General features: G+C 44.6%; 20 protein-coding genes. 13 read left to right on the forward strand and 7 right to left on the reverse strand.

Annotated features, from left to right (window positions below; translation table 11 throughout):
• Positions 1 to 49 precede the first annotated feature (49 nt).
• From MHI44_RS12905 to MHI44_RS12915, 3 genes are all read right to left on the reverse strand, one after another.
• On the reverse strand, positions 50 to 2248 hold the full coding sequence (locus tag MHI44_RS12905; protein ID WP_339202057.1) for a glycoside hydrolase domain-containing protein: 2199 nt from the start codon (positions 2246 to 2248) through the stop codon (positions 50 to 52).
• Between the two features lie 75 nt (positions 2249 to 2323).
• On the reverse strand, positions 2324 to 3244 hold the full coding sequence (locus MHI44_RS12910) for a DMT family transporter (protein ID WP_031600098.1): 921 nt from the start codon (positions 3242 to 3244) through the stop codon (positions 2324 to 2326).
• On the reverse strand, positions 3241 to 4068 hold the full coding sequence (locus tag MHI44_RS12915) for an AraC family transcriptional regulator (RefSeq protein WP_015382640.1): 828 nt from the start codon (positions 4066 to 4068) through the stop codon (positions 3241 to 3243). The genes MHI44_RS12910 and MHI44_RS12915 overlap by 4 nt, the downstream gene beginning before the upstream one ends.
• A gap of 230 nt (positions 4069 to 4298) precedes the next feature.
• On the opposite strand from MHI44_RS12915, the gene purT reads away from it, so the two are divergent.
• From purT to MHI44_RS12965, 10 genes are all read left to right on the forward strand, one after another.
• Complete coding sequence (gene purT / locus MHI44_RS12920) at positions 4299 to 5453, forward strand: phosphoribosylglycinamide formyltransferase 2 (protein ID WP_339202059.1); 1155 nt, start codon at positions 4299 to 4301, stop codon at positions 5451 to 5453.
• A 143-nt stretch (positions 5454 to 5596) separates the two neighbouring features.
• The gene (gene mpr, locus MHI44_RS12925; RefSeq protein WP_015252930.1) at positions 5597 to 6538 is read left to right on the forward strand and encodes an extracellular metalloprotease Mpr; all 942 of its coding nucleotides are present in this window, start codon (positions 5597 to 5599) and stop codon (positions 6536 to 6538) included.
• On the forward strand, positions 6501 to 6899 hold the full coding sequence (locus MHI44_RS12930) for a YbfJ family protein (RefSeq protein ID WP_339202062.1): 399 nt from the start codon (positions 6501 to 6503) through the stop codon (positions 6897 to 6899). Before mpr ends, MHI44_RS12930 begins: the two co-directional genes overlap by 38 nt.
• A gap of 169 nt (positions 6900 to 7068) precedes the next feature.
• Entirely contained in the window at positions 7069 to 7959 is an 891-nt protein-coding gene (gene cesB, locus MHI44_RS12935; RefSeq protein WP_101501818.1) for an enantioselective carboxylesterase CesB, read from the forward strand.
• Positions 7960 to 8154: 195 nt separating this feature from the next.
• Positions 8155 to 8688 carry a CDP-diacylglycerol--serine O-phosphatidyltransferase gene (gene pssA / locus MHI44_RS12940; RefSeq protein WP_014475661.1) on the forward strand — a complete coding sequence of 178 codons (534 nt, stop codon included), beginning with the start codon at positions 8155 to 8157 and terminating at the stop codon, positions 8686 to 8688.
• Positions 8679 to 9167 (forward strand): DedA family protein, encoded by a 489-nt coding sequence (locus tag MHI44_RS12945; protein WP_003234861.1) that lies wholly within the window; start codon positions 8679 to 8681, stop codon positions 9165 to 9167. Before pssA ends, MHI44_RS12945 begins: the two co-directional genes overlap by 10 nt.
• The gene (locus MHI44_RS12950; protein ID WP_339202065.1) at positions 9160 to 9951 is read left to right on the forward strand and encodes a phosphatidylserine decarboxylase; all 792 of its coding nucleotides are present in this window, start codon (positions 9160 to 9162) and stop codon (positions 9949 to 9951) included. The genes MHI44_RS12945 and MHI44_RS12950 overlap by 8 nt, the downstream gene beginning before the upstream one ends.
• Positions 9952 to 10006: 55 nt before the next feature.
• Positions 10007 to 10285, forward strand: a complete 279-nt coding sequence (locus tag MHI44_RS12955) for a hypothetical protein (protein ID WP_021481898.1) — start codon at positions 10007 to 10009, stop codon at positions 10283 to 10285.
• A 104-nt stretch (positions 10286 to 10389) separates the two neighbouring features.
• Complete coding sequence (locus MHI44_RS12960; protein ID WP_339202067.1) at positions 10390 to 11730, forward strand: erythromycin esterase family protein; 1341 nt, start codon at positions 10390 to 10392, stop codon at positions 11728 to 11730.
• A gap of 249 nt (positions 11731 to 11979) precedes the next feature.
• Positions 11980 to 12948 carry a rhodanese-related sulfurtransferase gene (locus tag MHI44_RS12965; protein WP_003234849.1) on the forward strand — a complete coding sequence of 323 codons (969 nt, stop codon included), beginning with the start codon at positions 11980 to 11982 and terminating at the stop codon, positions 12946 to 12948.
• 35 nt (positions 12949 to 12983) lie between these two features.
• On the opposite strand, the gene gltP is transcribed toward MHI44_RS12965, so the two are convergent.
• From gltP to nagB, 3 genes are all read right to left on the reverse strand, one after another.
• Positions 12984 to 14228, reverse strand: a complete 1245-nt coding sequence (gene gltP, locus MHI44_RS12970) for a glutamate-aspartate/proton symporter GltP (protein ID WP_003234847.1) — start codon at positions 14226 to 14228, stop codon at positions 12984 to 12986.
• A 144-nt stretch (positions 14229 to 14372) separates the two neighbouring features.
• Positions 14373 to 16268, reverse strand: a complete 1896-nt coding sequence (gene ptsG / locus MHI44_RS12975) for a glucose-specific PTS transporter subunit IIBC (protein ID WP_116316170.1) — start codon at positions 16266 to 16268, stop codon at positions 14373 to 14375.
• Positions 16269 to 16288: 20 nt separating this feature from the next.
• On the reverse strand, positions 16289 to 17038 hold the full coding sequence (gene nagB / locus MHI44_RS12980; protein WP_116316169.1) for a glucosamine-6-phosphate deaminase: 750 nt from the start codon (positions 17036 to 17038) through the stop codon (positions 16289 to 16291).
• Between the two features lie 218 nt (positions 17039 to 17256).
• On the opposite strand from nagB, the gene gamR reads away from it, so the two are divergent.
• The 3 genes from gamR to MHI44_RS12995 all read left to right on the forward strand — a co-directional run bounded on the left by gamR (position 17257) and on the right by MHI44_RS12995 (position 19552).
• Positions 17257 to 17964 (forward strand): transcriptional regulator GamR, encoded by a 708-nt coding sequence (gene gamR, locus MHI44_RS12985; protein ID WP_003234841.1) that lies wholly within the window; start codon positions 17257 to 17259, stop codon positions 17962 to 17964.
• 33 nt (positions 17965 to 17997) lie between these two features.
• Complete coding sequence (locus MHI44_RS12990; RefSeq protein ID WP_003234840.1) at positions 17998 to 18273, forward strand: DUF1648 domain-containing protein; 276 nt, start codon at positions 17998 to 18000, stop codon at positions 18271 to 18273.
• 208 nt (positions 18274 to 18481) lie between these two features.
• Positions 18482 to 19552 carry a branched-chain amino acid aminotransferase gene (locus MHI44_RS12995; RefSeq protein ID WP_116316168.1) on the forward strand — a complete coding sequence of 357 codons (1071 nt, stop codon included), beginning with the start codon at positions 18482 to 18484 and terminating at the stop codon, positions 19550 to 19552.
• Positions 19553 to 19588: 36 nt separating this feature from the next.
• On the opposite strand, the gene mmuP is transcribed toward MHI44_RS12995, so the two are convergent.
• Complete coding sequence (gene mmuP / locus MHI44_RS13000) at positions 19589 to 21001, reverse strand: S-methylmethionine permease (protein ID WP_339202069.1); 1413 nt, start codon at positions 20999 to 21001, stop codon at positions 19589 to 19591.
• Positions 21002 to 21066 lie beyond the last annotated feature (65 nt).

Below are 21066 nucleotides of genomic sequence, written 5' to 3' on the forward strand. Positions count from 1 at the left end.
AACTGCATGAGCATATTTTAACTTATGTTCATGCAGTTTTGTATTAAAGTTAGCTAGTATAATAAGCAAAAATGGCCAGTAACATAGCAGATAATGCGGTAGCTACTTTGACTCCTTTATTGTTCGTTAAATCACTGCCCATATTCCCAATTAGTAAAAGTGCAGCAACACCTACAACAGGGAATAAATATTGATCATAAGACGGCCAATCTAACGCTAATTCACTCTCGGGAGACGTAACTGGTATTCCCTTGTACGTCTTTATTTTAAACGTAATCGTAGTCGTTAGTCCAGTTGTGACATTGTCACCTACTGGAATATCAGGTGTATAGATTTTAATTTGAATATTTAAAGATTCAGCTGTTGGATTTACGTAAACCTCCAAATAACCGTTGCGTACTGATAAGCTCAGACTATTTAAAAGGTTTTGATAAGAGTCGATTTGTGACGCAGTGAGAGACGTTTGAGTGTCGCCCAATAAACCCGTGATATAGGCACCTGGTTTACCATTTGTAATGGTAATTGTGTTTGGTGAACCTTCACTTGGTATGGTTGCCAGAAGTGAAGTTGATAGAATAATATCCAACTCAGGTGATGTGAAAATGGTTTCTGTCGTATCAAATTCAAACATTGCGTTTGCCAAACTTGTTAGATTTTCTAAAGCCGGAATGGTAGATAAAATGTCTGTCAGTGTACGCAGCCTTGCATCATATACCGGATCAGACGGCGGATTTACATTGCTTGCACCTGAGTCTCTTCCTGAAAATCCGTCTTTATCAATCCCGATGCTTCCAGAACCGCTTCCGATGGTTCCTTCATAAAATTGATCAAAGGCCCAGTTGTTTGGCATCGGATAGCCGAGATTGCCGCTAAATCCTGTTGACATATTTGCCACAAAACTATACTTTGTCAGTCCTGCTTCTGCTGTACGGATACAAATGTTTCTTGGTCCGTAAACCCCTATTTCATACTTAGGTGCGGTTGGAAATGTCTGCATTTTTGTAAATGCTGACTTAATCTCTTGGAAATAAGGAATGATTTTATCGGTCACTTCATAATCGTATGCATCAAAATCGACAGCGAAATAAATGGTCGTGCCTGACGGAAAACCTAATCTTCTAGCAGCAGAAGCGGCGCTATATGCATCTCTTGTGCCTTGGTCTTTGACAAAATAAGAAGATTCATAGCCGCCGTCTTGATAAATTGGGAAAACCTTCAATCCGGCATCGAGAATAACTGCAAGCTCTTTAGATGTCAGGGCTTTTGATGTGAGACCGCTGCTTGTCCGCACATTTCCGGTCAAATATCTGCCAACCGTTTTATAACCGTTATTCCGCAGTGTTTGAGCTTTTTCTGCGGTTATAATTGTAGCAGTGTCACAAGCAGAAGCGGCGCGAGTTGTGTCTCCTGAGCTTGATAATAAAGCTTTAATGGTTGGCATATCTGCATAACCTGTTTGCGGCAGGCACATGAACTCTTGAAATGCTTTAACAGCTGAAACAACACCCACACCATATTTGCCGTCAAACTCACCAGGATCGAACGATTTTCCGTTACAATAGAGGGCGTACTGAACAATTAAGACAAATCCTGTTCTTGAATCGCCGGGAGTTAAAGTAGGGCACAAACTTGTGGTGCCGTTTCCGAAAAATCCATTGGCAACACTTGTGCTCATGCCTTCTTCTTTTTGCAGGGCATAAATAAGAGCTTTATTTGTATCGCGGCCATACAGTCCGTCACAAGGCATTAACCCGATATAGTCATTGTAGTCCCGATTTAAGTTTTGTTGAATCTGGCGAATTCTTGAATCACCCCCAGACACCAGCTTAAAAGCGCTCATGTCTAATAAGGCTTTCATAATTAACGTGGTGACAATCCCATCCTGTGTTGTCAGTCCGGCAGCTTTTTGAAATTCTTTTACCGCATTTTCTGTTTTTTCGTAAAAGACGCCTGTAAAACCGCCGGGATTAAAGCCTTTACACCATAAAGCCCCTTGTAAAATAAAATTCATGTTGCTTGGTTTTGAATCTGGAGCTTGGCGTCTAAGAGGCTTAAATAAGCGCTGTGTTGTCGGCCCGAAGTTATCGGCTGGCTCTGAGATACCCAATTCAATTTGAAGCGCCCGAGTCAGACCGTAGATCGTATCCCACCCAGTTTTCCCGCTTTCTTCAACTGGGTTATACCCATGTTTGCCGCTGTACGTATCGTTCAGCCATTGCTGTGTGATTAAGACCATTTCATCAACCATTTCGATTCCTCCTTTGTTAGATTGCGTTCATTTATAGGTGGCAAACGTAGGACAAAATAAAAAAAATGGATGCCGTTAAGCATCCATTTTACATCCGTTCTCCAACAGCTTCGCTTTCGGTTTCATCTCCGAGATGTAGAGGCCTAAAAGTGTAAGGGCGCCTCCTAGAAGAGCGATCCATGTCATGTTTTCATGCAGGATCAGGACGGAGGCGGCGATTGTGATAACCGGGACCATGTATATATACGCACTGGATTTGACGGCTCCGAGCACGCCGACTGAATAATTCCAAGTGGCGAAGCACAGGGCAGAAGCGCCAATCCCTAAGAAAAGCATGTTGAGTATATTTGAAGCAGATGAAAATCGGCTTAGGTCAAAATGGAAGTCGAACAAAAATAAAGCGGGAACCATAAATAATAGGCCATACAAAAATACTCTCTGTGTCAGCTCGATGATGTGGTATTCGTAAGCGCTTAATTTTTTCATGAATATCGAGTATCCGCCAAACACGAGAGCAGCCCCGGCTGCCATGATGTCTCCGAGCGGATTTAGACGCAGTACCACATTGCCGTTAAACGTAATCAATAAAAGCCCGATCAGTGCCGAGACAAATCCAATCAAAAAAGTCAGACGCAGTTTTTCGCCTTCGAGCAGAAAATGGGCCAAAACCGCAGTGATCATCGGTATAATGGACACGATCATGCCGACATTGGATGCGTATGTATAGGTGAGAGCTATATTTTCTAATAGAAAGTATAAGGTTACGCCAAATAAACCAGCCCCGGCAAATAACAGCTCCTGCCGCCAATTCCTGAACGGAATCATGTTGGGACGGACAAGGATAAGAGCGATAAAGCCCATCAAAAACCGATAAAATAATATTTCCATTGGAGAGAAGTCAGCCAGCAGAACTTTTGTCGAAATAAAGGTCGTCCCCCAAATCAGAATGGTCACAATGGCTGCGATATGCCCCGAAGTTTCTCTTTGTATGTTCATCTGTGAAGCTCCTTTTCAAAAATCTTCATGTATTGCTTCGGTGTCAGCCCCACCTGCCGTTTAAAAAACTTCGTCATATGGCTCTGATCGCTGAATCCTGTCTGAAATGCCGCATCAATCGGTCTTACCCCTTGTTCAAGGAGTTTTTTGGCTTGATTAATCCGGATTGTTTCCATGTAGCTATTAGGGGTAATGCCTTTTTGTTTTGTAAATGAACGCAATAAATGATACTTGCTCCAGCCTGTTAATTCACTCAAATCATTGAGTGTGACATTTTCGGCATAATGCTCTTCTAAAAATTCACAAACCATTTTGACTTCGTCTGATGGTTCTGGAACGCTGCTAAGGAACGTGACATCTGAATAATGGCGGATCAGCTCCTCTAATAGATGAAGAAACAGCTCCTCCTTACGCAAAGCTTGTTTTTCCTCGGATATCAAAATATGCAATTCCTGCAGGCTGGCTGTCAGCTCATGGCGGAATAACACATGCTGGGAGAAATAAGGGAGATGCCCGGCGCCAGTAATCTCTTTCACCGCCTTCTCCATGATATCCGGCATGACATTGATACACCGATAATCAAGCGTCCGGCCGTCAATCTGTTCACAGCTATGCGTGTCACGGGGGTTAAAGAGGAGAAGATCACCTGGATTGATGATATATTCTTGATCCTGACAGGCCAGATACCGTTGCCCTTTTTCAATAAATCCAATCACATAATAATCGTGAAAGTGGTTCGGGAACTTTTGCATAATTCCCTTGAAACGGTAGGCTTCTATATGAAGGTGTGGGTCAAGCTGCAGTGTGCGGGTTTCGTTTTGCATGGGATGCCTCCTGTCGGTGTGGTGGTCTTGGATTAAGTGTAGCATGATTTAGGGGGATTTCTTGTATGATGTTGCTGTTTAGGAATAGAGAAAGCAGACCGTTATTGGTCTGCTTTCGTTTAAGAATTTAAAAGATTTTAACCCTCAATAATAATTTTATCTTTTTTAATAAAAATTTATTTTTCAAATATTTCAGTTATAATGGTTTGGAACAGATAGGAGGGGCAAAGATGTATCAATCAAAGAAGGTTTTATTGTTAGGTTCAGGTGAATTAGGTAAAGAGGTAGTGATTGAAGCCCAGCGTCTTGGGGTACAGACGGTGGCAGTTGACAGTTACGAGCATGCTCCGGCGATGCAGGTCGCGCATAACAGTTATGTCGTTGATATGCTGGACCGCGAGCAGATCAGAACCATTATTGAGAAAGAAAAGCCGGATTTGATTGTGCCTGAGGTGGAGGCGATCGCGACGGATGAATTGCTGAAGCTTGAAGAGGAAGGGTTTCACGTCATCCCGAATGCCCGTGCGGCCAAGCTGACGATGGATCGGGAAGGCATCAGACGGCTTGCGGCGGAAACGCTTGGACTTGCGACGGCTGGCTATGAATTTGCGAATACATATGATGAATTTATACAAGCGGCAGCACAGATCGGTTTTCCTTGTGTCGTTAAACCATTGATGAGTTCTTCTGGAAAAGGCCAAAGTATCTGCCGCTCTGAAGCGGATTTAGAGAGCTGCTGGGAGACGGCGTTGGAAGGCGGACGGGTGAAAAACGGCCGCGTGATCGTTGAGGAGTTTATCCCATTCGAATCAGAAATCACACTCTTAACCGTACGTGCGGTTAACGGTACGGCATTTTGTGAGCCGATCGGTCATGTGCAAAAGGACGGGGATTATATCGAATCATGGCAGCCGCATGATATGACAGAGCAGCAAATAGAAGAAGCGAAGCATATTGCAAAAACGATCACGGATGAGCTTGGCGGATACGGCCTGTTTGGTGTTGAGCTGTTCCTTGCGAAAGATAGGGTATATTTCAGTGAGGTATCTCCCCGTCCGCATGATACAGGCCTTGTCACGCTGGTGACGCAAAATTTGTCAGAATTTGCACTGCATGTCCGGGCGGTTCTCGGCTTTCCGATTACAGAAATCACACAGCTTTCTCCTGGCGCCAGCAGGCCCCTCAAAGCGCCGGAAGAATTAGCGGATTACACTGTTGAAGGATTGGAAAACGCACTGGCAGTCCCAAAGACTCAAGTGCGCGTCTTTGGAAAGCCGATAACGAAAGCCGGACGTCGTATGGCAGTTGCGTTCTCTGCTGCTGATTCAGTTGAAACGGCAAGAGAGAATGCAAAGAAAGCGTTGGAACAGCTAACGATAAAATAGAGTTTGAGCAGGTCTTGTCATGGGACAAGGCCTGTTTTTTTCTTTCTCCGTAAAAGTTTTATCATAAGAATCAGAAACCTGATTATAATGTAAAAGTCTTCCATCAATACGGGTGGTTGACACTAAAGGAGGGAGATGACAAAATGAAATTAGTTCCAAGATTCAGAAAACAATGGTTCGCTTACTTAACGGTTTTGTGTTTGGCTTTGGCAGCAGCGGTTTCTTTTGGCGTACCGGCAAAAGCGGCAGAGAACCCGCAAACTTCTGTATCGAATACCGGTAAAGAAGCTGATGCCACGAAAAACCAAACGTCAAAAGCAGAACAGGTTTCCGCCCCTTATGAGGGAACCGGAAAAACAAGTAAATCGTTATACGGCGGCCAAACGGAACTGGAGAAAAACATTCAAACCTTACAGCCTTCGAGCATTATCGGAACTGATGAACGCACCAGAATCTCCAGCACTACATCTTTTCCATATAGAGCAACCGTTCAACTGTCAATCAAGTATCCCAACACTTCAAGCACTTATGGATGTACCGGATTTTTAGTCAATCCAAATACAGTCGTCACGGCTGGACATTGTGTGTACAGCCAGGATCATGGATGGGCTTCGACGATAACCGCCGCGCCGGGCCGCAATGGTTCGTCATATCCGTACGGTACTTATTCAGGCACGATGTTTTACTCCGTCAAAGGATGGACGGAAAGCAAAGACACCAACTATGATTACGGAGCTATTAAATTAAACGGTTCTCCTGGAAACACGGTTGGCTGGTACGGCTACCGGACTACAAACAGCAGCAGTCCCGTGGGTCTTTCCTCGTCAGTGACAGGATTCCCGTGTGACAAAACCTTTGGCACGATGTGGTCTGATACAAAGCCGATTCGCTCCGCTGAAACGTATAAGCTGACCTATACAACCGATACGTACGGCTGCCAAAGCGGCTCGCCTGTTTATCGAAACTACAGTGATACAGGGCAGACAGCGATTGCCATTCACACGAACGGAGGATCGTCATATAACTTGGGAACAAGGGTGACGAACGATGTATTCAACAATATTCAATATTGGGCAAATCAATAAATACAGCAAACTAGCCATATTCATGTCTATTTTGTTTTTATGCGGATGCAGTTCGCAGGCGCATTCTTCTCAAAAAGAAACGACTATTCCTGTCACTCTTCATGTGGAGGATGCTAAGGGGCTGCCGGTCGAAGGGGTTCAAGTGACGATTGTCAAAGCGCCTGCTTCAGATGAGGAGCCGAGTACAGAGATTGGCGAGATACTCGGTAAAACAGACAAAAACGGAGATATCAAATGGGATACCGGCAGAAAAGGCGATTACTCAGTCGCGTTGACGAAGGGTGAAACATCAGTAACCCATCACATCTCGTTAACAGAGGATAAAAAAGATCATGCCATTCCATTAGTCTTCAAAGAATAGCAGTTTCCTTGATTTTAAGGGAACTGCCTTTTTATTTATTGCAGGAAACCAAACTATATACTGGAAATTTATTATGTGAGATAATAAGAAATAGGTATTTTTTCTTACGAGACAAAAGGGGCGTTATCCTTTATTTTATATTAATCAAACCCGGAGGAAAAAGAAGAAGATGATACAAGATTCAATGCAGTTTGCCGCGGTTGAAAGTGGTCTGCGCTTTTACCAGGCATATGATCAAAGCCTTTCTTTGTGGCCGATTGAGTCGGAAGCATTCTATGTTTCTACTCGTTTTGGAAAAACACATATCATTGCAAGTGGGCCAAAGGACGCACCTTCGCTCATTTTGCTTCACGGAGGCCTTTTCAGCTCTGCGATGTGGTATCCGAATATCGCAGCGTGGAGCAGTCAATTTCGTACATATGCGGTCGATATAATAGGAGACAAAAATAAAAGTATACCATCAGCAGCCATGGAAACGAGAGCTGATTTTGCAGAATGGATGAAAGATGTCTTTGATTCTCTTGGACTAGAGACGGCACACCTGGCCGGCCTTTCGCTTGGCGGGTCCCATATCGTGAATTTCTTACTCCGCGCGCCTGAAAGAGTAGAGCGGGCGGTTGTTATGAGTCCCGCTGAAGCGTTTATTTCATTTCATCCGGATGTCTATAAATACGCTGCAGAGCTTACAGGGGCAAGAGGAGCTGAATCATATATCAAGTGGATCACAGGCGACAGTTATGATCTGCATCCTTTACTGCAAAGACAAATTGTGGCGGGCGTGGAATGGAAGGATGAGCAAAGGAGCCTGAAGCCGACAGAAAACGGCTTTCCGTACGTGTTCACAGACCAGGAATTGAAATCGATACAAGTCCCGGTACTGCTGATGTTCGGTGAGCACGAGGTCATGTACCATCAGCAAATGGCCTTTGAGCGGGCTTCGGTATTGGTGCCGGGAATTCAGGCTGAAATCGTAAAGAACGCCGGACATCTGTTATCTCTGGAGCAGCCAGAGTACGTCAATCAACGCGTCTTGTCCTTTTTATGCGGGGGGATAAACTAGTAAGGAACATGAAAAGATTGGCATTCATTTTTCAAAAGGTAACAAATGTTGTATAATAATAGAATTTGAATGCTGCTTTTTTTGGGAGCATTCTATGTTATCATGCTTATTGGAGAAAAATTTTTCCTGTAACGCTATTCGATCACTATCGTCAAATAATATAGATGGTTTTACAATTGGAGGTTTGGTTACACTGTGAATTACATCCCCTGTATGATTACGATAGGAAACTTCATTTGCGGATTGCTGGCGATTCATTCCTTGCTATATCACAACATTCATTCAGCAGTGCTTTTTATTTTTACAGGCATGTTCCTTGATTTCTTTGACGGGATGGCTGCTCGTAAGCTGAATGCCGTTTCTGATATGGGGAAAGAACTGGATTCGTTTGCCGATCTGGTTACGTTTGGGGTGGCTCCTTCTATGCTTGCTTACAGTGTCGCGTTGTATACCCTGCCATTTATCGGGATCTTATGCGCATTGACGTACAGCATTTGCGGAATGCTTCGCCTCTCTAAATTTAACATTGAACAAAGCAAGCTCCCGACATTTATCGGTATGCCGATTCCGTTTGCGGGCATGTGTCTCGTTATTTTAAGCTTTACCTATAACCCGATCCTTCTGGCAATCGGCACTTGCGGACTTTCATATTTGATGGTGAGTAAAATAAAATTCCCTCATTTTAAAAAACATGCGGCAGAAAACCTGGAGTCTGGGAGATGGAATTAGTTCAGCAGCTCATAGCGGATTACGGTTATCTCGCTATTTTTTTGATGCTGGTATTAGGAATTGTAGGATTGCCGATTCCAGATGAAGTGATGATGACCGTTGTTGGCTATTTCACGCATACCGATGTATTGAATTATGAGCTTTCGATATTGATTAGTTTTGTCGGGGCTTTGTTAGGTATGCTGATCAGCTACATGATTGGCAGAAAAGCCGGACGCCCGTTTATTGACAAGTACGGCAAGTGGGTCGGCTTAAAAGAAAAAAGAATGATGAAAGTGGAAAAATGGATGAAGAAATACGGTCCATATTCTCTTATTTTAGGTTATTTTATTCCCGGCGTCAGACATGTGACGTGCTACTTTTCGGGGATCGGCAAAATGGATCTGAAAACGTATGTTGCGTTTGCGGCAATCGGCGCCTTTTTATGGTGCTTTGTTTTTATTACAATCGGAAGGGTTATAGGGATTATTCATGTTTAATACGGCTGTAAAGATTCTGTATCGATCATTGATAGAGCTGACGAATCATCGTTTGTCATCCTATCTGATTAAAGGATTTTGCGAGTCGAAAATCAGCAAACCGGTCATTCCGCTTTTCTCAAAACATTTTCGGCTGAATTGGGATGATGTGGACGGTACGGCTGCTGATTACGGATCGCTGTCCGAATTGTTCATTCGACAAATAAATCTGGAGCGGCGCCCTGTGTCAAAAGAGCCGCATGCGGTGGTCAGCCCTGTTGACGGTGTGGTTCAGACGGTAGGAATCATCAACCCGAATCAAACCTTTACGGTGAAGGAAAAAGATTACTCATTCGCTGAGCTGACCGGCTGTAAAAGCGCAGACCATCAATACAACGGCGGATATTTCGTCGTGCTGTATCTAAGCCCGAGGCATTATCACCGTTTCCATTCTCCGATCAGCTGCAGGTATCAAAAGCTGGCCGAGCTCGGAAATCGCTCCTACCCGGTAAATCAACTAGGCTTAAAATACGGGAAAGATGTGCTGTCGAAAAATTACCGGTTTGTGTACGAGCTGAATAGCGGCAGCCGAAATGTCCTGATGATTCCTGTCGGCGCGATGAATATTAATTCTATCGTGCAGACGAGCACCCGTGCTGAATTGGAGATCGGCGAAGAGCTGGGATACTTTTCATTTGGCTCAACCGTCATTTTGATTTTTGAAAAAGACGCGTTCCAGCCGTCCGCCCATTTAGCAGAAGGCCAAGAAGTTCAAGTCGGAGAACTGATAGGTTATGAAGAGTAAAAAGAGGAGCTTGCATAAACGCAGCGCCTCTTTTTTTTGAAGAAAGGTGAGATTCATGGAGAAACAAATCATCAGCTGGATTACAGATTATCAGAACACCGGAGATGAAGCCGTCCTGCGGCAAGTGCGAGAAGTGTGCTGGCCGATCGTTGAAGCGGTTTTGCAAGAGAAGGCAATAGATGATGAACAAGCGAACAATTTGCGCGAAAAAGGAATCGAGCGGTTTCCATTCATCATCAGCAAATACCAAGCGGATGTGCAGCTTCCGGTTGAGACATTTTTACGAAATACGTATCGGTTTTACTTTCATCAGGTGATGAGAGAATCCAGCTAAAGCTTCTTTCAACAGAGAAGCTTTTTTTGTTGGTAGGAAAAGGAAACTTTTTCTATATCTATCTCGTAATGACTAGAGAACCTAGCAGAAAAGGAGAGATAGAATTGAAACGAATGATAGTGAGAATGACCCTGCCGCTGCTGATCGTTTGTCTGGCGTTTTCTTCTTTTTCAGCCTCTGCCCGTGCTGCTTCTGAAGAAAAATATTGGGGTTCATGGATTGAACGACATGCACAGCCGCTGGATGCTTCCAATGCTTCAAACAAAGACCTTCGCTTTCTGAAGAAGGTGCTGAAGGGAAAACGAATCGTTCAGTTAGGAGAAACCACACACGGCGCTGGTGAAATCAACGCCACAAAGGTCAGAATGATCAAATATCTCCACGAAGAGCTGGGATACGATGTATTGGCCTTTGAGTCCGGTTTTCCTGATACAAATGCATCCTACCTTAATATGGACCAATTAACCCCTAAAAGCACGATGAAAAACTCCATTTACGCTGTATGGCACACAGAAGATGTCGTTGAATTGTTTGATTACATGAAAGAGCAAAAAGAGAAAGGCGATCCGCTGATCCTTACCGGTTTTGATATTCAAAGCATGAAGAATTCATTCAATGATGCTGCGACTCAATGGGTAAAAGCGCTGGACCCTGAGAAAGCAGAGTTGCTCTCCCAATCAGAAAATAATTTTTCAACATTAGTGACAGACAGCAATACGTTTGATGAATTTTCGCAAAAGAAGGAAAAGCTTGTGAAAAACTATCAGAAGCTGATCAAGTTCGCTGAAACACATGCTTCAGAGCTAAAAGAAAACCTTCCAAAAGAGCCGAAAGCTTATGAGATGTTTATGCGGTCTCTTCAGCTAAGAATTGACGTAATGGAAACGTATATGCTGGAAGAAATGAGAGAAAAACTAGAGGAGTATCCGGAGAATATTGAGGATTTTTCATTCTTTATGAGAGACCGCATGATGGCTGAACAATTTCAGTGGGTAGCTGACACCCTTTATCCGAAAAAGAAAATCATTGTCTGGGGCCACAATTACCATCTACGCAAACAGAATACGAAGATGATAAAGGACTGGGTACAGCTAAACGGCCCTAACATGGGTGATTATTTGCCGGAGCGGCTGAAAAAACAAACATATACGATTGGCATTTATGCTTACTCAGGTGCAAGTCTGGATAGTTCTGATAATAAGACGGTTATGCCGGTTACAAGCCCGCCGCCGTCTGGTAGTCTTGAAGCTTTGCTGAAAGCTGCGGATCATCCAGTTGTTTTTGTTGATTTTCTCCATACAAAAAACAAGAAAGGCACTTCGTGGATGTATACCCCGCGGACTGCGCTCTATTGGGGGTACATGGAAGAGCGGATGATCCTTAAGGAACAATATGACGGTGTCATTTGGCTGGAGCATATCACGCCATCTGTCATTATCAAGTGAGCGGCGTCTTCCTGTGCTATAACAGGTAGAGTTCACCTTTTGTTTGATAGTTTTCAGATAACTATATTGATTAGTAAATGAATGGAAAATACTTGTTTGCCATGAGAAACCCTTGTGCTGCTTAGGTTTGTAAGAGCTTGGTTATTTTTATCAGTCTGGGCGGATCTGTTCATCTTTGCGGCATTTTCCTGTATGATATAGTAAGAGTGTGCATAGCAACTAACTATAATTGAACAGGGTGTTTAAAACATGGAAAAACAATACAGAGTATTACTTTACTATAAATATGTTCCGATTGAAGATCCAGAGGCGTTTAGAGAGCAGCATCTGGCTTTTTGTAAGGAGCTTGGTTTGTTAGGCCGTATCCTTGTTTCTTCTGAAGGAATTAACGGTACGGTATCAGGTACGGTTGATCAGACTGAAAAATATATGGAAACAATGAAAGCTGATCCTCGTTTTGCGGACATGGTATTTAAAATTGATGAAGCAGAAGGCCATGCCTTCAAAAAAATCTTCGTCCGCCATAAAAAAGAGCTTGTAACGCTTCGTCTTGAAGATGATGTCGATCCGAACGAAACAACAGGCCAGCATTTGAAGCCTGCAGAATTTTATGAGAAGATGCAGGATCCAAACACAATTGTAATCGACGCGCGTAACGATTACGAGTATGACCTTGGCCATTTCAGAGGTGCGGTCCGTCCTGACATCGAAGCCTTCCGTGAATTACCTGAATGGATTGAAGAGCACAAAGATATGCTTGAAGGCAAAAAGATTTTAACGTACTGTACAGGCGGCGTGCGCTGTGAAAAGTTCTCAGGATGGCTGGTGAAGCAAGGCTTTGAAGATGTAGCACAGCTTGACGGCGGAATCGTGACATACGGAAAAGATCCAGAGGTGCAAGGCAAGCTTTGGGACGGCCAGTGCTACGTATTTGATGAAAGAATCAGCGTGCCTGTCAACCGTGTTGAGCATGTGATTGTCGGTAAGGACTACTTTACAGGAGAACCGTGTGAGCGTTATGTGAACTGCGCAAATCCATCTTGCAATAAAAAAATGATATGCACACCGGAAAATGAGTATAAATATATGCGCAGCTGCAGCCACGAATGCCGCACGAACCCAAGAAACCTGTATGTGAAAGAGCATAATATGACAGAAGAAGAAGTAAACGCAAGACTGGCAGCGATTGAAACAGAAGATCACGCTGCTGCTGAATAAAAAAAGAACACCTCGTATTGAGGTGTTCTTTTTTTCTATATGCTTTCAGTTTGGCTGTTTGCGGAAACCCATTCTTTTTGGCGGAAGGCCTTTTCCCATTTTGATACCACGATACAGGCGATCGCATGTCCCGGTACGTTCACGCCCGTTCTCGCCATGTCCATGACGCGGTCAACACCCGCGATAATGGCAACGCCTTCAGCCGGCAGTCCTACAGCATTAGCAGTCGCCAGAAGAACTACAAGCGATCCTGAGGGTACAGCTGCAATGCCTTTACTGGTCATCACAAGCACAAGCATCATGAGCAGCTGCTGGGACAATGTCATGTCTACTTGAAAGGCCTGTGCGAGAAAGATACAAGAAACTGATAAATATAAGCTGGAGCCGTCACAGTTCAATGACAAGCCGGAGGGAACGACAAATGATACCACTCGTTTGGGACAGCCGTATTTCTCCATTCTATCCATCAGCTGAGGGAGAATGGTTTCAGTGCTGGTGGTGGAAAATGCAATTAAAAACAGATCCCATATCATTTTCAATACTTCGAAATACTTAATCTGAAAGATGAGACCGACAAGCGGAAAGAGGACAAAGAGGATCAGGAACAGGCCAAGGAATACGGTGCCAACCAGCTTAAACATAGGGAGGAGGAGTTCAATGCCGTATTGGCCTACAGAAGCTGCCATCAGGGCTAACACGCCGATAGGAGCAGTGACCATGACGATTTGTGTGAGCTTGAACATAATCTGAGCGGTAGATTCAAAGAACTTCATTACTGGTTCAGAAGCTTTGCCGATACCAGCTGCGGCGACACCAAATAAAATGGCGAAGAAAATAACGGCAAGCAAATCATTTCTGGCCATGACATCAATAATGTTTGTAGGGATAATATCCAGGATCATTTGCTTGAAATCAACAACTTTGTCTGTGTAGCCGGAAAGTTCATGGATATCTTTTTTTGCCAAATGGGAGAGGTCAAGCCCGACACCTGGTTTTAAGACATTCGCTAATAAAAGTCCAAGCCCTAATACCAACGTTGTAATCACTTCGAACCAAATGATCGTCTTGATACCAAGGCTGCCCATTTTTTTCATGCTTCCGCTTCCTGCGGCTCCAATGACAATGGTAGAAAACACAATCGGCACAACAATCATTTTAATCAGGCGGATAAATCCATCTCCGACAGGCCTCAGTGCCATCCCGAAATCAGGAAAAAAGTGGCCGATCACTGCGCCGACAGCCAAAGCGATTAAAATTTGAAACGCGATTAATTTTTTCAAATGAATCCCCCTTTAGAACGATAGAATGTAGGCATATTCATATCATTCGTGATTCAAATGCAAACACCTTTTTTCAAGTTATTTTATTTTGACAGCGCTTTCATTATGTTGGCGAAAAAGTCCCCCGCAGCAGGGGGGACTTTTTTACTTCATTTGAATGTGCTTTAGATCTTCTTCAGAGGTATTTGTGAAAATAACCGGTGTTATGGCTGAAGCGGCATGCTGCTTGATGTAATTGAGATCAAAGGTGAGAAGCAGTTCGCCTTGTTTGACGGCTTGTCCGCTTGTGACATGTGCTTCAAAGCCTTCCCCATTCAGTTTGACGGTATCGATGCCGACATGAATCAGGATTTCAGTGCCGCCGGCGCTCATAAAGCCGATGGCGTGTTTTGTCGGAAAAATCGAGACGATCTCGCCGTCCGCAGGTGCAACGACTTTTCCTTCTGATGGTATAATCGCAAATCCCTCGCCCATCATTTTTTCTGAAAAGACTTGATCAGGCACATCCTCTAAAGAGACTGTTTCTCCTTTAATCGGATAGATAAAGGTCTCACCGGAATCGGGCTTCTGCTGTTTGTCAGTTACCGTGTCCAGCGCGGCGGCGGTGGCAGGGACGCCTCCGGCCATGATTGTTTTGATGTCGTCTTTTAAGGCATCGGACTTGGTTCCGAATATTGCCTGGAAGTTGTTGTTGACCTCCAGCACACCTACTGCACCAAGCCGTTTTAATTCATCCTTGCTGACTTGGCTTGGCTGATGAACGGTCACACGAAGCCTTGTGATACACGCATCCAGGTTAGCGATATTTTGCTGTCCGCCCAAGGCCTGCAGCACGTGAAAGGCAAGCTGGTCTTTTGCAACTGGAGCTTTCTCCTCATTCTGACCGTCTTCATCTGTCTCACGGCCGGGCGTTTTCAAATTCCATTTCAGAATCGCAAATCGGAACAAATAATAATAAATGAAAGCAAACACGATCCCGACAGGAATGACAACCCAGCCGTTTGTAGACAGTCCGTAGTTCAAGACGTAGTCAATTCCGCCGCCTGAGAACGTATAGCCGTGGCGGACATGGAATAAATCACAAACGACAAAGATGACGCCAGCAAGAATAGAGTTAATCAAATAGAGCACGGGCGCAACGAACAAGAAAGAAAACTCAACCGGCTCTGTAATTCCGGTCAGCATAGATGTGAGCGCCGCAGAAATCATCACGCCGGAGATCATTTTTTTCTTTTCCGGACGCGCGGTATGGATAATGGCAAGTGCAACTGCCGGCAGACAGAAAATCATGTAAGGGAAATCCCCCATCATAAAGCGCCCGGCTGTCGGGTCTCCCGCGAAAAACCTTGTCAGGTCTCCGGTTACGGTGTTGCCTGTTGATGGGTCTGTGTATTCTCCCATCATAAAATAGAAAGGCGTATAAAAAATATGATGCAGGCCAAAAGGAATCAGCAAACGATAGATCGTTGCATAAAAGAACAGGCCGACTGTTGAATCGGCAATTAAACTGCTGGCTGCGTTAATTCCGTTTTGGATCAGCGGCCAAACGAATGAGAAAATGACGCCGATCACCAATGAACTGACGGAAGTAATAATCGGGACAAAGCGTTTTCCAGAGAAAAATCCAAGGACCGGATGCAACTCGATTGATGAAAATCGCTTATATAAATAGGCGGCGAGAAGCCCGATGATGATTCCTCCGAAAACCCCCATATCAATCAGGTGCTCGGCTCCTTCATACGGAGGCTGAAGGCCGAGTAATTTTCCCATATTGTCGAGGGTGACGGTTAAAATTAAGTATCCGATGACAGCGGCAAGTCCGGCTACACCTTCTCCGCCGGCTAATCCGATCGCGACCCCTACGGCGAAAATCAGCGGGAGATTATCGAATACAACGCCGCCTGCATCCTTTATAATAGGGATGTTCAGTAAATCCTTGTCTCCGAAACGGAGCAAAAGACCTGCTGCCGGCAGGACGGCAACCGGAGTCATCAACGCGCGGCCAAGCTGCTGCAGAATTTGAAATGCCTTTTTAAACATGACAGTCTCCTTTTATTGTTTTATGAGCATGGTGCACTCTTTAATTTTTGAGCTGCTTTATAATCGGCGATAACGGTTACATGATTGTGTTTTTGAAGAATGGAGGCTGGTACTTCTGTCGTGACAGGACCTTCAGCCATCTTTTGAATAGCGTCTGCTTTTTCCTCGCCGCTTGCTAAAAGCACAATATGTTTGCTGAATTCCATGATGGTTTTAATGCCCATTGAAATCGCGAGTCTCGGCACCAGCACCGGATCACCGCCGAAGAATCTGGCATTTGCCTGTATCGTGCTTTCCGAGAGCTTCACAACACGTGTCCGGTCTTCAAAATCAGATCCCGGTTCATTGAAACCGATATGGCCATTGGCGCCGATGCCGAGAATTTGGACATCAATGCCTCCCGCCTGGCGGATGAGATCCTCGTATACTTTGCATTCCGCCTCAAGCTGCGGGTTGTCTCCTTGCGGGATATGAATATGATCAGGCTGCATATTGATATGCTGAAATAGATGCTCATGCATAAAGTGGTTATAACTTTGCGGATGAGATGGAGAGAGACCAGCGTATTCATCCAAATTAAATGTAGTAACCTTTGAAAAATCAATTTCGCCTGCCTGATAGTCTGAAATCAACTGCTTATACAAGCCGACCGGTGTGCTTCCTGTTGCCAGGCCGAGAACGGCATCTTTCTTAGCTTGTATTTGTTCTTTAATAATGGCAGCGCTTAACTTACAGAGTTCTTCGTAGTGCTCGGCGATCAGAATCTTCATGTGACACCCCCTCAAAGAGATAGACAAGCACCTTATTTGTTATGACCAATTTATGATACTTGTCATTACGAATTTAGCACCGCCCTTATCAAACTGTCAATATTAATTTCTGAAAATTTGTTATAAAAGAAGGATACAAATCTTTCATATTGGGATGGCAAATGGTATTATGGTCTCAATGAAAAAGAACGGAATGCATACAGAATGGGGAGAATGAAATGACAGCTTTATATTCTGTTATCAAGTTTAAAATCATTGAGTTAATTAAATCGGGCAAATATCAGGCGAATGATCAGCTGCCGACAGAGAGTGAGTTTTGCGAACAATATGATGTCAGCAGAACAACTGTGAGACTGGCTCTGCAGCAGCTAGAGCTTGAGGGATATATTAAAAGAATTCAAGGAAAAGGGACATTTGTATCGGCGGCAAAAATACAAACGCCGATTCCGCATAAGATTACGAGCTTTGCAGAACAAATGAGAGGACTTCGTTCTGAATCAAAAGTGCTTGAGCTTGTGGTGATTCCTGCCGATCATTCCATCGCCGAGCTTTTGAAAATGAAAGAGAATGAACCTGTCAACAAGCTTGTCAGAGTCAGATACGCCGAGGGGGAACCTTTGCAGTATCATACCTCATATATTCCCTGGAAGGCGGCACCGGGGCTGGCGCAGGAGGAATGCACCGGCTCGCTGTTTGAATTGTTAAGGACAAAATACAATATTGAAATCAGCAGGGGCACGGAATCGATCGAACCGATTTTAACGGATGAAACGATCAGCGGACACTTATTAACCAATGTCGGAGCGCCTGCGTTTTTATCAGAATCCCTTACCTATGATAAAAATGAAGAAGTGGTGGAATATGCGCAAATTATTACACGGGGAGACCGAACGAAATTCACCGTAGAACAGTCATATCATTCATAAAGCAATGTGTTTTAAGAAGGGAATGGTGGTTCTATGTTTTTATTTACGAATGGAAAAGTGCTGTGGGGAGCAGTGATTGCTGCATTCATCCTTTCAATTGTATTTTACCCTTTTCTGCCGACGCAGATGCCGATTCATTATGATGTTGCGAACAGTCCGGATCTGACGGTTAACAAGCTGGCGGGGACTGTGATGCTGCCTGTTTTGATGGTGGTGTTTGCATGGGCGCGGAAGATCAATTGGCAATTTGTATTCGCAGTGTATATTTTGCTGATTTGCCACATTGTCGTCCTTTGTTTAGCGCTCTAAATCAAACAGCCAGAATAAAACTGGCTGTTTTCTTTAATTTCAGCTTCATCTGACAATGAATGTGGTGTATAATAGCTGATGATCCTAAAGAATATTCTGAAATTTATCGGTGTGGTGCGGCGTATCATGAAAGGAAGGGCTGTATGTTTTTTGCAGCTTTAAAAAGACTGAATATTTAAACAATTATATGAAAGGTGTGCTGATCAGATTGAATAAGCTTATTGAACGAGAAAAAACTGTATATTATAAGGAAAAGCCCGACCCGTCTTCCTTGGGGTTTGGACAATATTTTACAGATTATATGTTTGTGATGGACTACGAAGAGGGGATTGGATGGCATCATCCGAGAATTGCGCCGTACGCACCGCTTACGCTTGATCCGTCTTCATCTGTTTTTCATTACGGCCAGGCTGTTTTTGAAGGATTAAAAGCATACAGAACAGACGACGGCAGGGTGCTGCTGTTCCGTCCGGATCAAAATATCAAACGGCTGAACAGATCGTGTGAGCGCATGAGCATGCCCCCTTTAGACGAAGAGCTGGTGCTTGAGGCATTGACGCAATTAGTTGAGCTGGAGAAAGATTGGGTTCCAAAGGAAAAAGGAACGTCACTGTATATTCGTCCTTTTGTCATTGCCACAGAACCGAGTCTCGGTGTGAAGGCATCCAGGAGCTATACATTTATGATCGTGCTTTCGCCTGTCGGCTCCTATTATGGCGACGATCAGCTGAAGCCGGTTAGAATCTATGTCGAAGATGAGTATGTGAGGGCGGTCAACGGAGGAGTCGGGTTTGCAAAAACGGCTGGAAACTATGCCGCCAGTCTTCAGGCACAGCGGAAAGCGAATGAACTGGGCTTTGACCAGGTACTGTGGCTGGACGCCATCGAAAAGAAATATGTGGAAGAAGTAGGGAGCATGAACATCTTTTTCGTCATAAACGGGGAAGCTGTCACACCTGCTTTAAGCGGAAGCATTTTAAGCGGGGTTACACGTGCGTCTGCGATTGAATTGATTCGAAGCTGGGGCATTCCGGTTCGTGAAGAGAGAATATCGATTGATGAGGTGTATGCGGCCTCTGCACGCGGAGAATTGACAGAGGTCTTCGGCACAGGCACGGCAGCCGTCGTTACGCCTGTCGGTGAACTCAACATTCATGGAAAAACGGTGATTGTAGGAGACGGGCAAATCGGGGAGCTATCAAAAAAGCTGTATGAAACGATAACAGATATTCAGCTTGGCAAGGTGAAAGGCCCGTTTAACTGGACAGTGGAAGTGTGAAAATCGAAAAAGAACCTGCCCGAAGGCAGGTTCTTTTTATTTTGAATGAGTCATATCAGCAGCCGGCTGGCTTTTGCGGTTCTTTACATAATACATTGCATAGCAAATGGCCATAAACGGAACACCGCAATAGAGTGCGATTCTTTGATTCGGATCAAAGGCAATGCCAACAACGGAAGCCAGGCATAACAGGAACGCGGCAATCGGCACGAACGGATACAAAGGGGTTCTGTATTTCAAATCAGTAACCTTGTTTCCCGCTTCGATATAACGTTTTCTAAACATGAATTGAGAAGCAGCGATACCCATCCACACGACAACGACGGCAAAACCGGAAACCGACACGAGCACAACGTATACAGTGTCTGGTGCAAATACACTGGACAGCAACGACAGAATGCCTCCGATCATGCTGAACACCAGCGCGTTAAACGGGGTTCCTTTTGACGTCAGCTTTGCAAATGTCGGATGAAGCGTTTTTTCTTTTGATAAAGACCAAAGCATCCGGGAAGAAGCGTAGAGTCCGGAATTAGCCGCTGACAGGATCGCTGTCAGGATAACAAAGTTCATGATATCGGCTGCGTATGGTACACCGACTCTGTCAAAGACAGCGACAAACGGGCTTTTGATGACACCTGCATCTTGAATTGGAATCAGCCCTGACAGCACAAAAATAGTTCCGACAAAGAAGAGTGAAAGACGCCAGACCGTTGTTTTAATCGCTTTTGGTATTGTCTTGTCAGGATCAACGCTTTCACCGGCTGCGATTCCGATTAGTTCCGTTCCCGAAAAGGCAAAATTGACGGACAGCATCGTCATCAAAATCGGGACAAATCCATTTGGAAAAAGCCCGCCTTCCGCGGTGAAGTTGGACAGCATCGGAGCGGATTCTCCGCCTTTGATCGGGATGATGCCGAACATGGCAGAGCCGCCTAAAAGAATAAATAATACAATGGCTAATACTTTGATGCTGGAAAACCAAAATTCTGATTCAGCGAAAAACTTGACCGAAAATGCGTTAAGCAAGAAAATGAACAGCGCAAAGACGGCACTCCACATCCAAACCGATGTATGGGGAAACCAGCGCTGCATTAACAGGCCGGCTGCTGTGAATTCTGATCCCAATGCCACGGTCCATGTCAGCCAGTACAGCCAAGCGACCGTGAATCCGGTGCCCGGCCCTATGTATTTGGCTGCATAGGTGTGAAAGGCGCCTGTTACAGGCATGGCCACTGACAGCTCACCGAGGCACAGCATGACCAAATAGACGATTCCAGCCCCGACTAGGTAGGCGAGTATCGTTCCCGCCGGGCCTGCCTGCTGAATGGTGTAGCCGGAGCTTAAAAACAGTCCGGTTCCGATGACACCTCCTAAGGAAAGCATAAAGAGGTGCCGGCTTTTCATACTTCTCTGAAAGTTTGTCTCATTCTTGTTGTGAGCAGAGTTCATCTTTTTCCAACTTTCTATCGGCGATTTATTTCCTTCCTAATAAAAAATCTCATGTCAGCGAGTGA

Origin of the sequence: Bacillus sp. FSL K6-1366 (assembly GCF_037976695.1) — a bacterium.
Lineage (GTDB): Bacteria > Bacillota > Bacilli > Bacillales > Bacillaceae > Bacillus > Bacillus subtilis.

What these genes read in the sequence shown, in the direction of transcription:
- mpr (WP_015252930.1), top strand. Translation starts at nt 5,597, where the DNA reads ATGAAATTAGTTCCAAGATTCAGAAAACAATGGTTCGCTTACTTAACG.
- gamR (WP_003234841.1), top strand. Translation starts at nt 17,257, where the DNA reads ATGACAGCTTTATATTCTGTTATCAAGTTTAAAATCATTGAGTTAATT.
- MHI44_RS12930 (WP_339202062.1), top strand. Translation starts at nt 6,501, where the DNA reads ATGTATTCAACAATATTCAATATTGGGCAAATCAATAAATACAGCAAA.
- MHI44_RS12955 (WP_021481898.1), top strand. Translation starts at nt 10,007, where the DNA reads ATGGAGAAACAAATCATCAGCTGGATTACAGATTATCAGAACACCGGA.
- MHI44_RS12950 (WP_339202065.1), top strand. Translation starts at nt 9,160, where the DNA reads ATGTTTAATACGGCTGTAAAGATTCTGTATCGATCATTGATAGAGCTG.
- MHI44_RS12945 (WP_003234861.1), top strand. Translation starts at nt 8,679, where the DNA reads ATGGAATTAGTTCAGCAGCTCATAGCGGATTACGGTTATCTCGCTATT.
- MHI44_RS12915 (WP_015382640.1), bottom strand. Translation starts at nt 4,068, where the DNA reads ATGCAAAACGAAACCCGCACACTGCAGCTTGACCCACACCTTCATATA.
- mmuP (WP_339202069.1), bottom strand. Translation starts at nt 21,001, where the DNA reads ATGAACTCTGCTCACAACAAGAATGAGACAAACTTTCAGAGAAGTATG.
- MHI44_RS12965 (WP_003234849.1), top strand. Translation starts at nt 11,980, where the DNA reads ATGGAAAAACAATACAGAGTATTACTTTACTATAAATATGTTCCGATT.
- ptsG (WP_116316170.1), bottom strand. Translation starts at nt 16,268, where the DNA reads ATGTTTAAAAAGGCATTTCAAATTCTGCAGCAGCTTGGCCGCGCGTTG.
- cesB (WP_101501818.1), top strand. Translation starts at nt 7,069, where the DNA reads ATGATACAAGATTCAATGCAGTTTGCCGCGGTTGAAAGTGGTCTGCGC.
- MHI44_RS12905 (WP_339202057.1), bottom strand. Translation starts at nt 2,248, where the DNA reads ATGGTTGATGAAATGGTCTTAATCACACAGCAATGGCTGAACGATACG.
- nagB (WP_116316169.1), bottom strand. Translation starts at nt 17,038, where the DNA reads ATGAAGATTCTGATCGCCGAGCACTACGAAGAACTCTGTAAGTTAAGC.
- MHI44_RS12910 (WP_031600098.1), bottom strand. Translation starts at nt 3,244, where the DNA reads ATGAACATACAAAGAGAAACTTCGGGGCATATCGCAGCCATTGTGACC.
- MHI44_RS12990 (WP_003234840.1), top strand. Translation starts at nt 17,998, where the DNA reads ATGTTTTTATTTACGAATGGAAAAGTGCTGTGGGGAGCAGTGATTGCT.
- purT (WP_339202059.1), top strand. Translation starts at nt 4,299, where the DNA reads ATGTATCAATCAAAGAAGGTTTTATTGTTAGGTTCAGGTGAATTAGGT.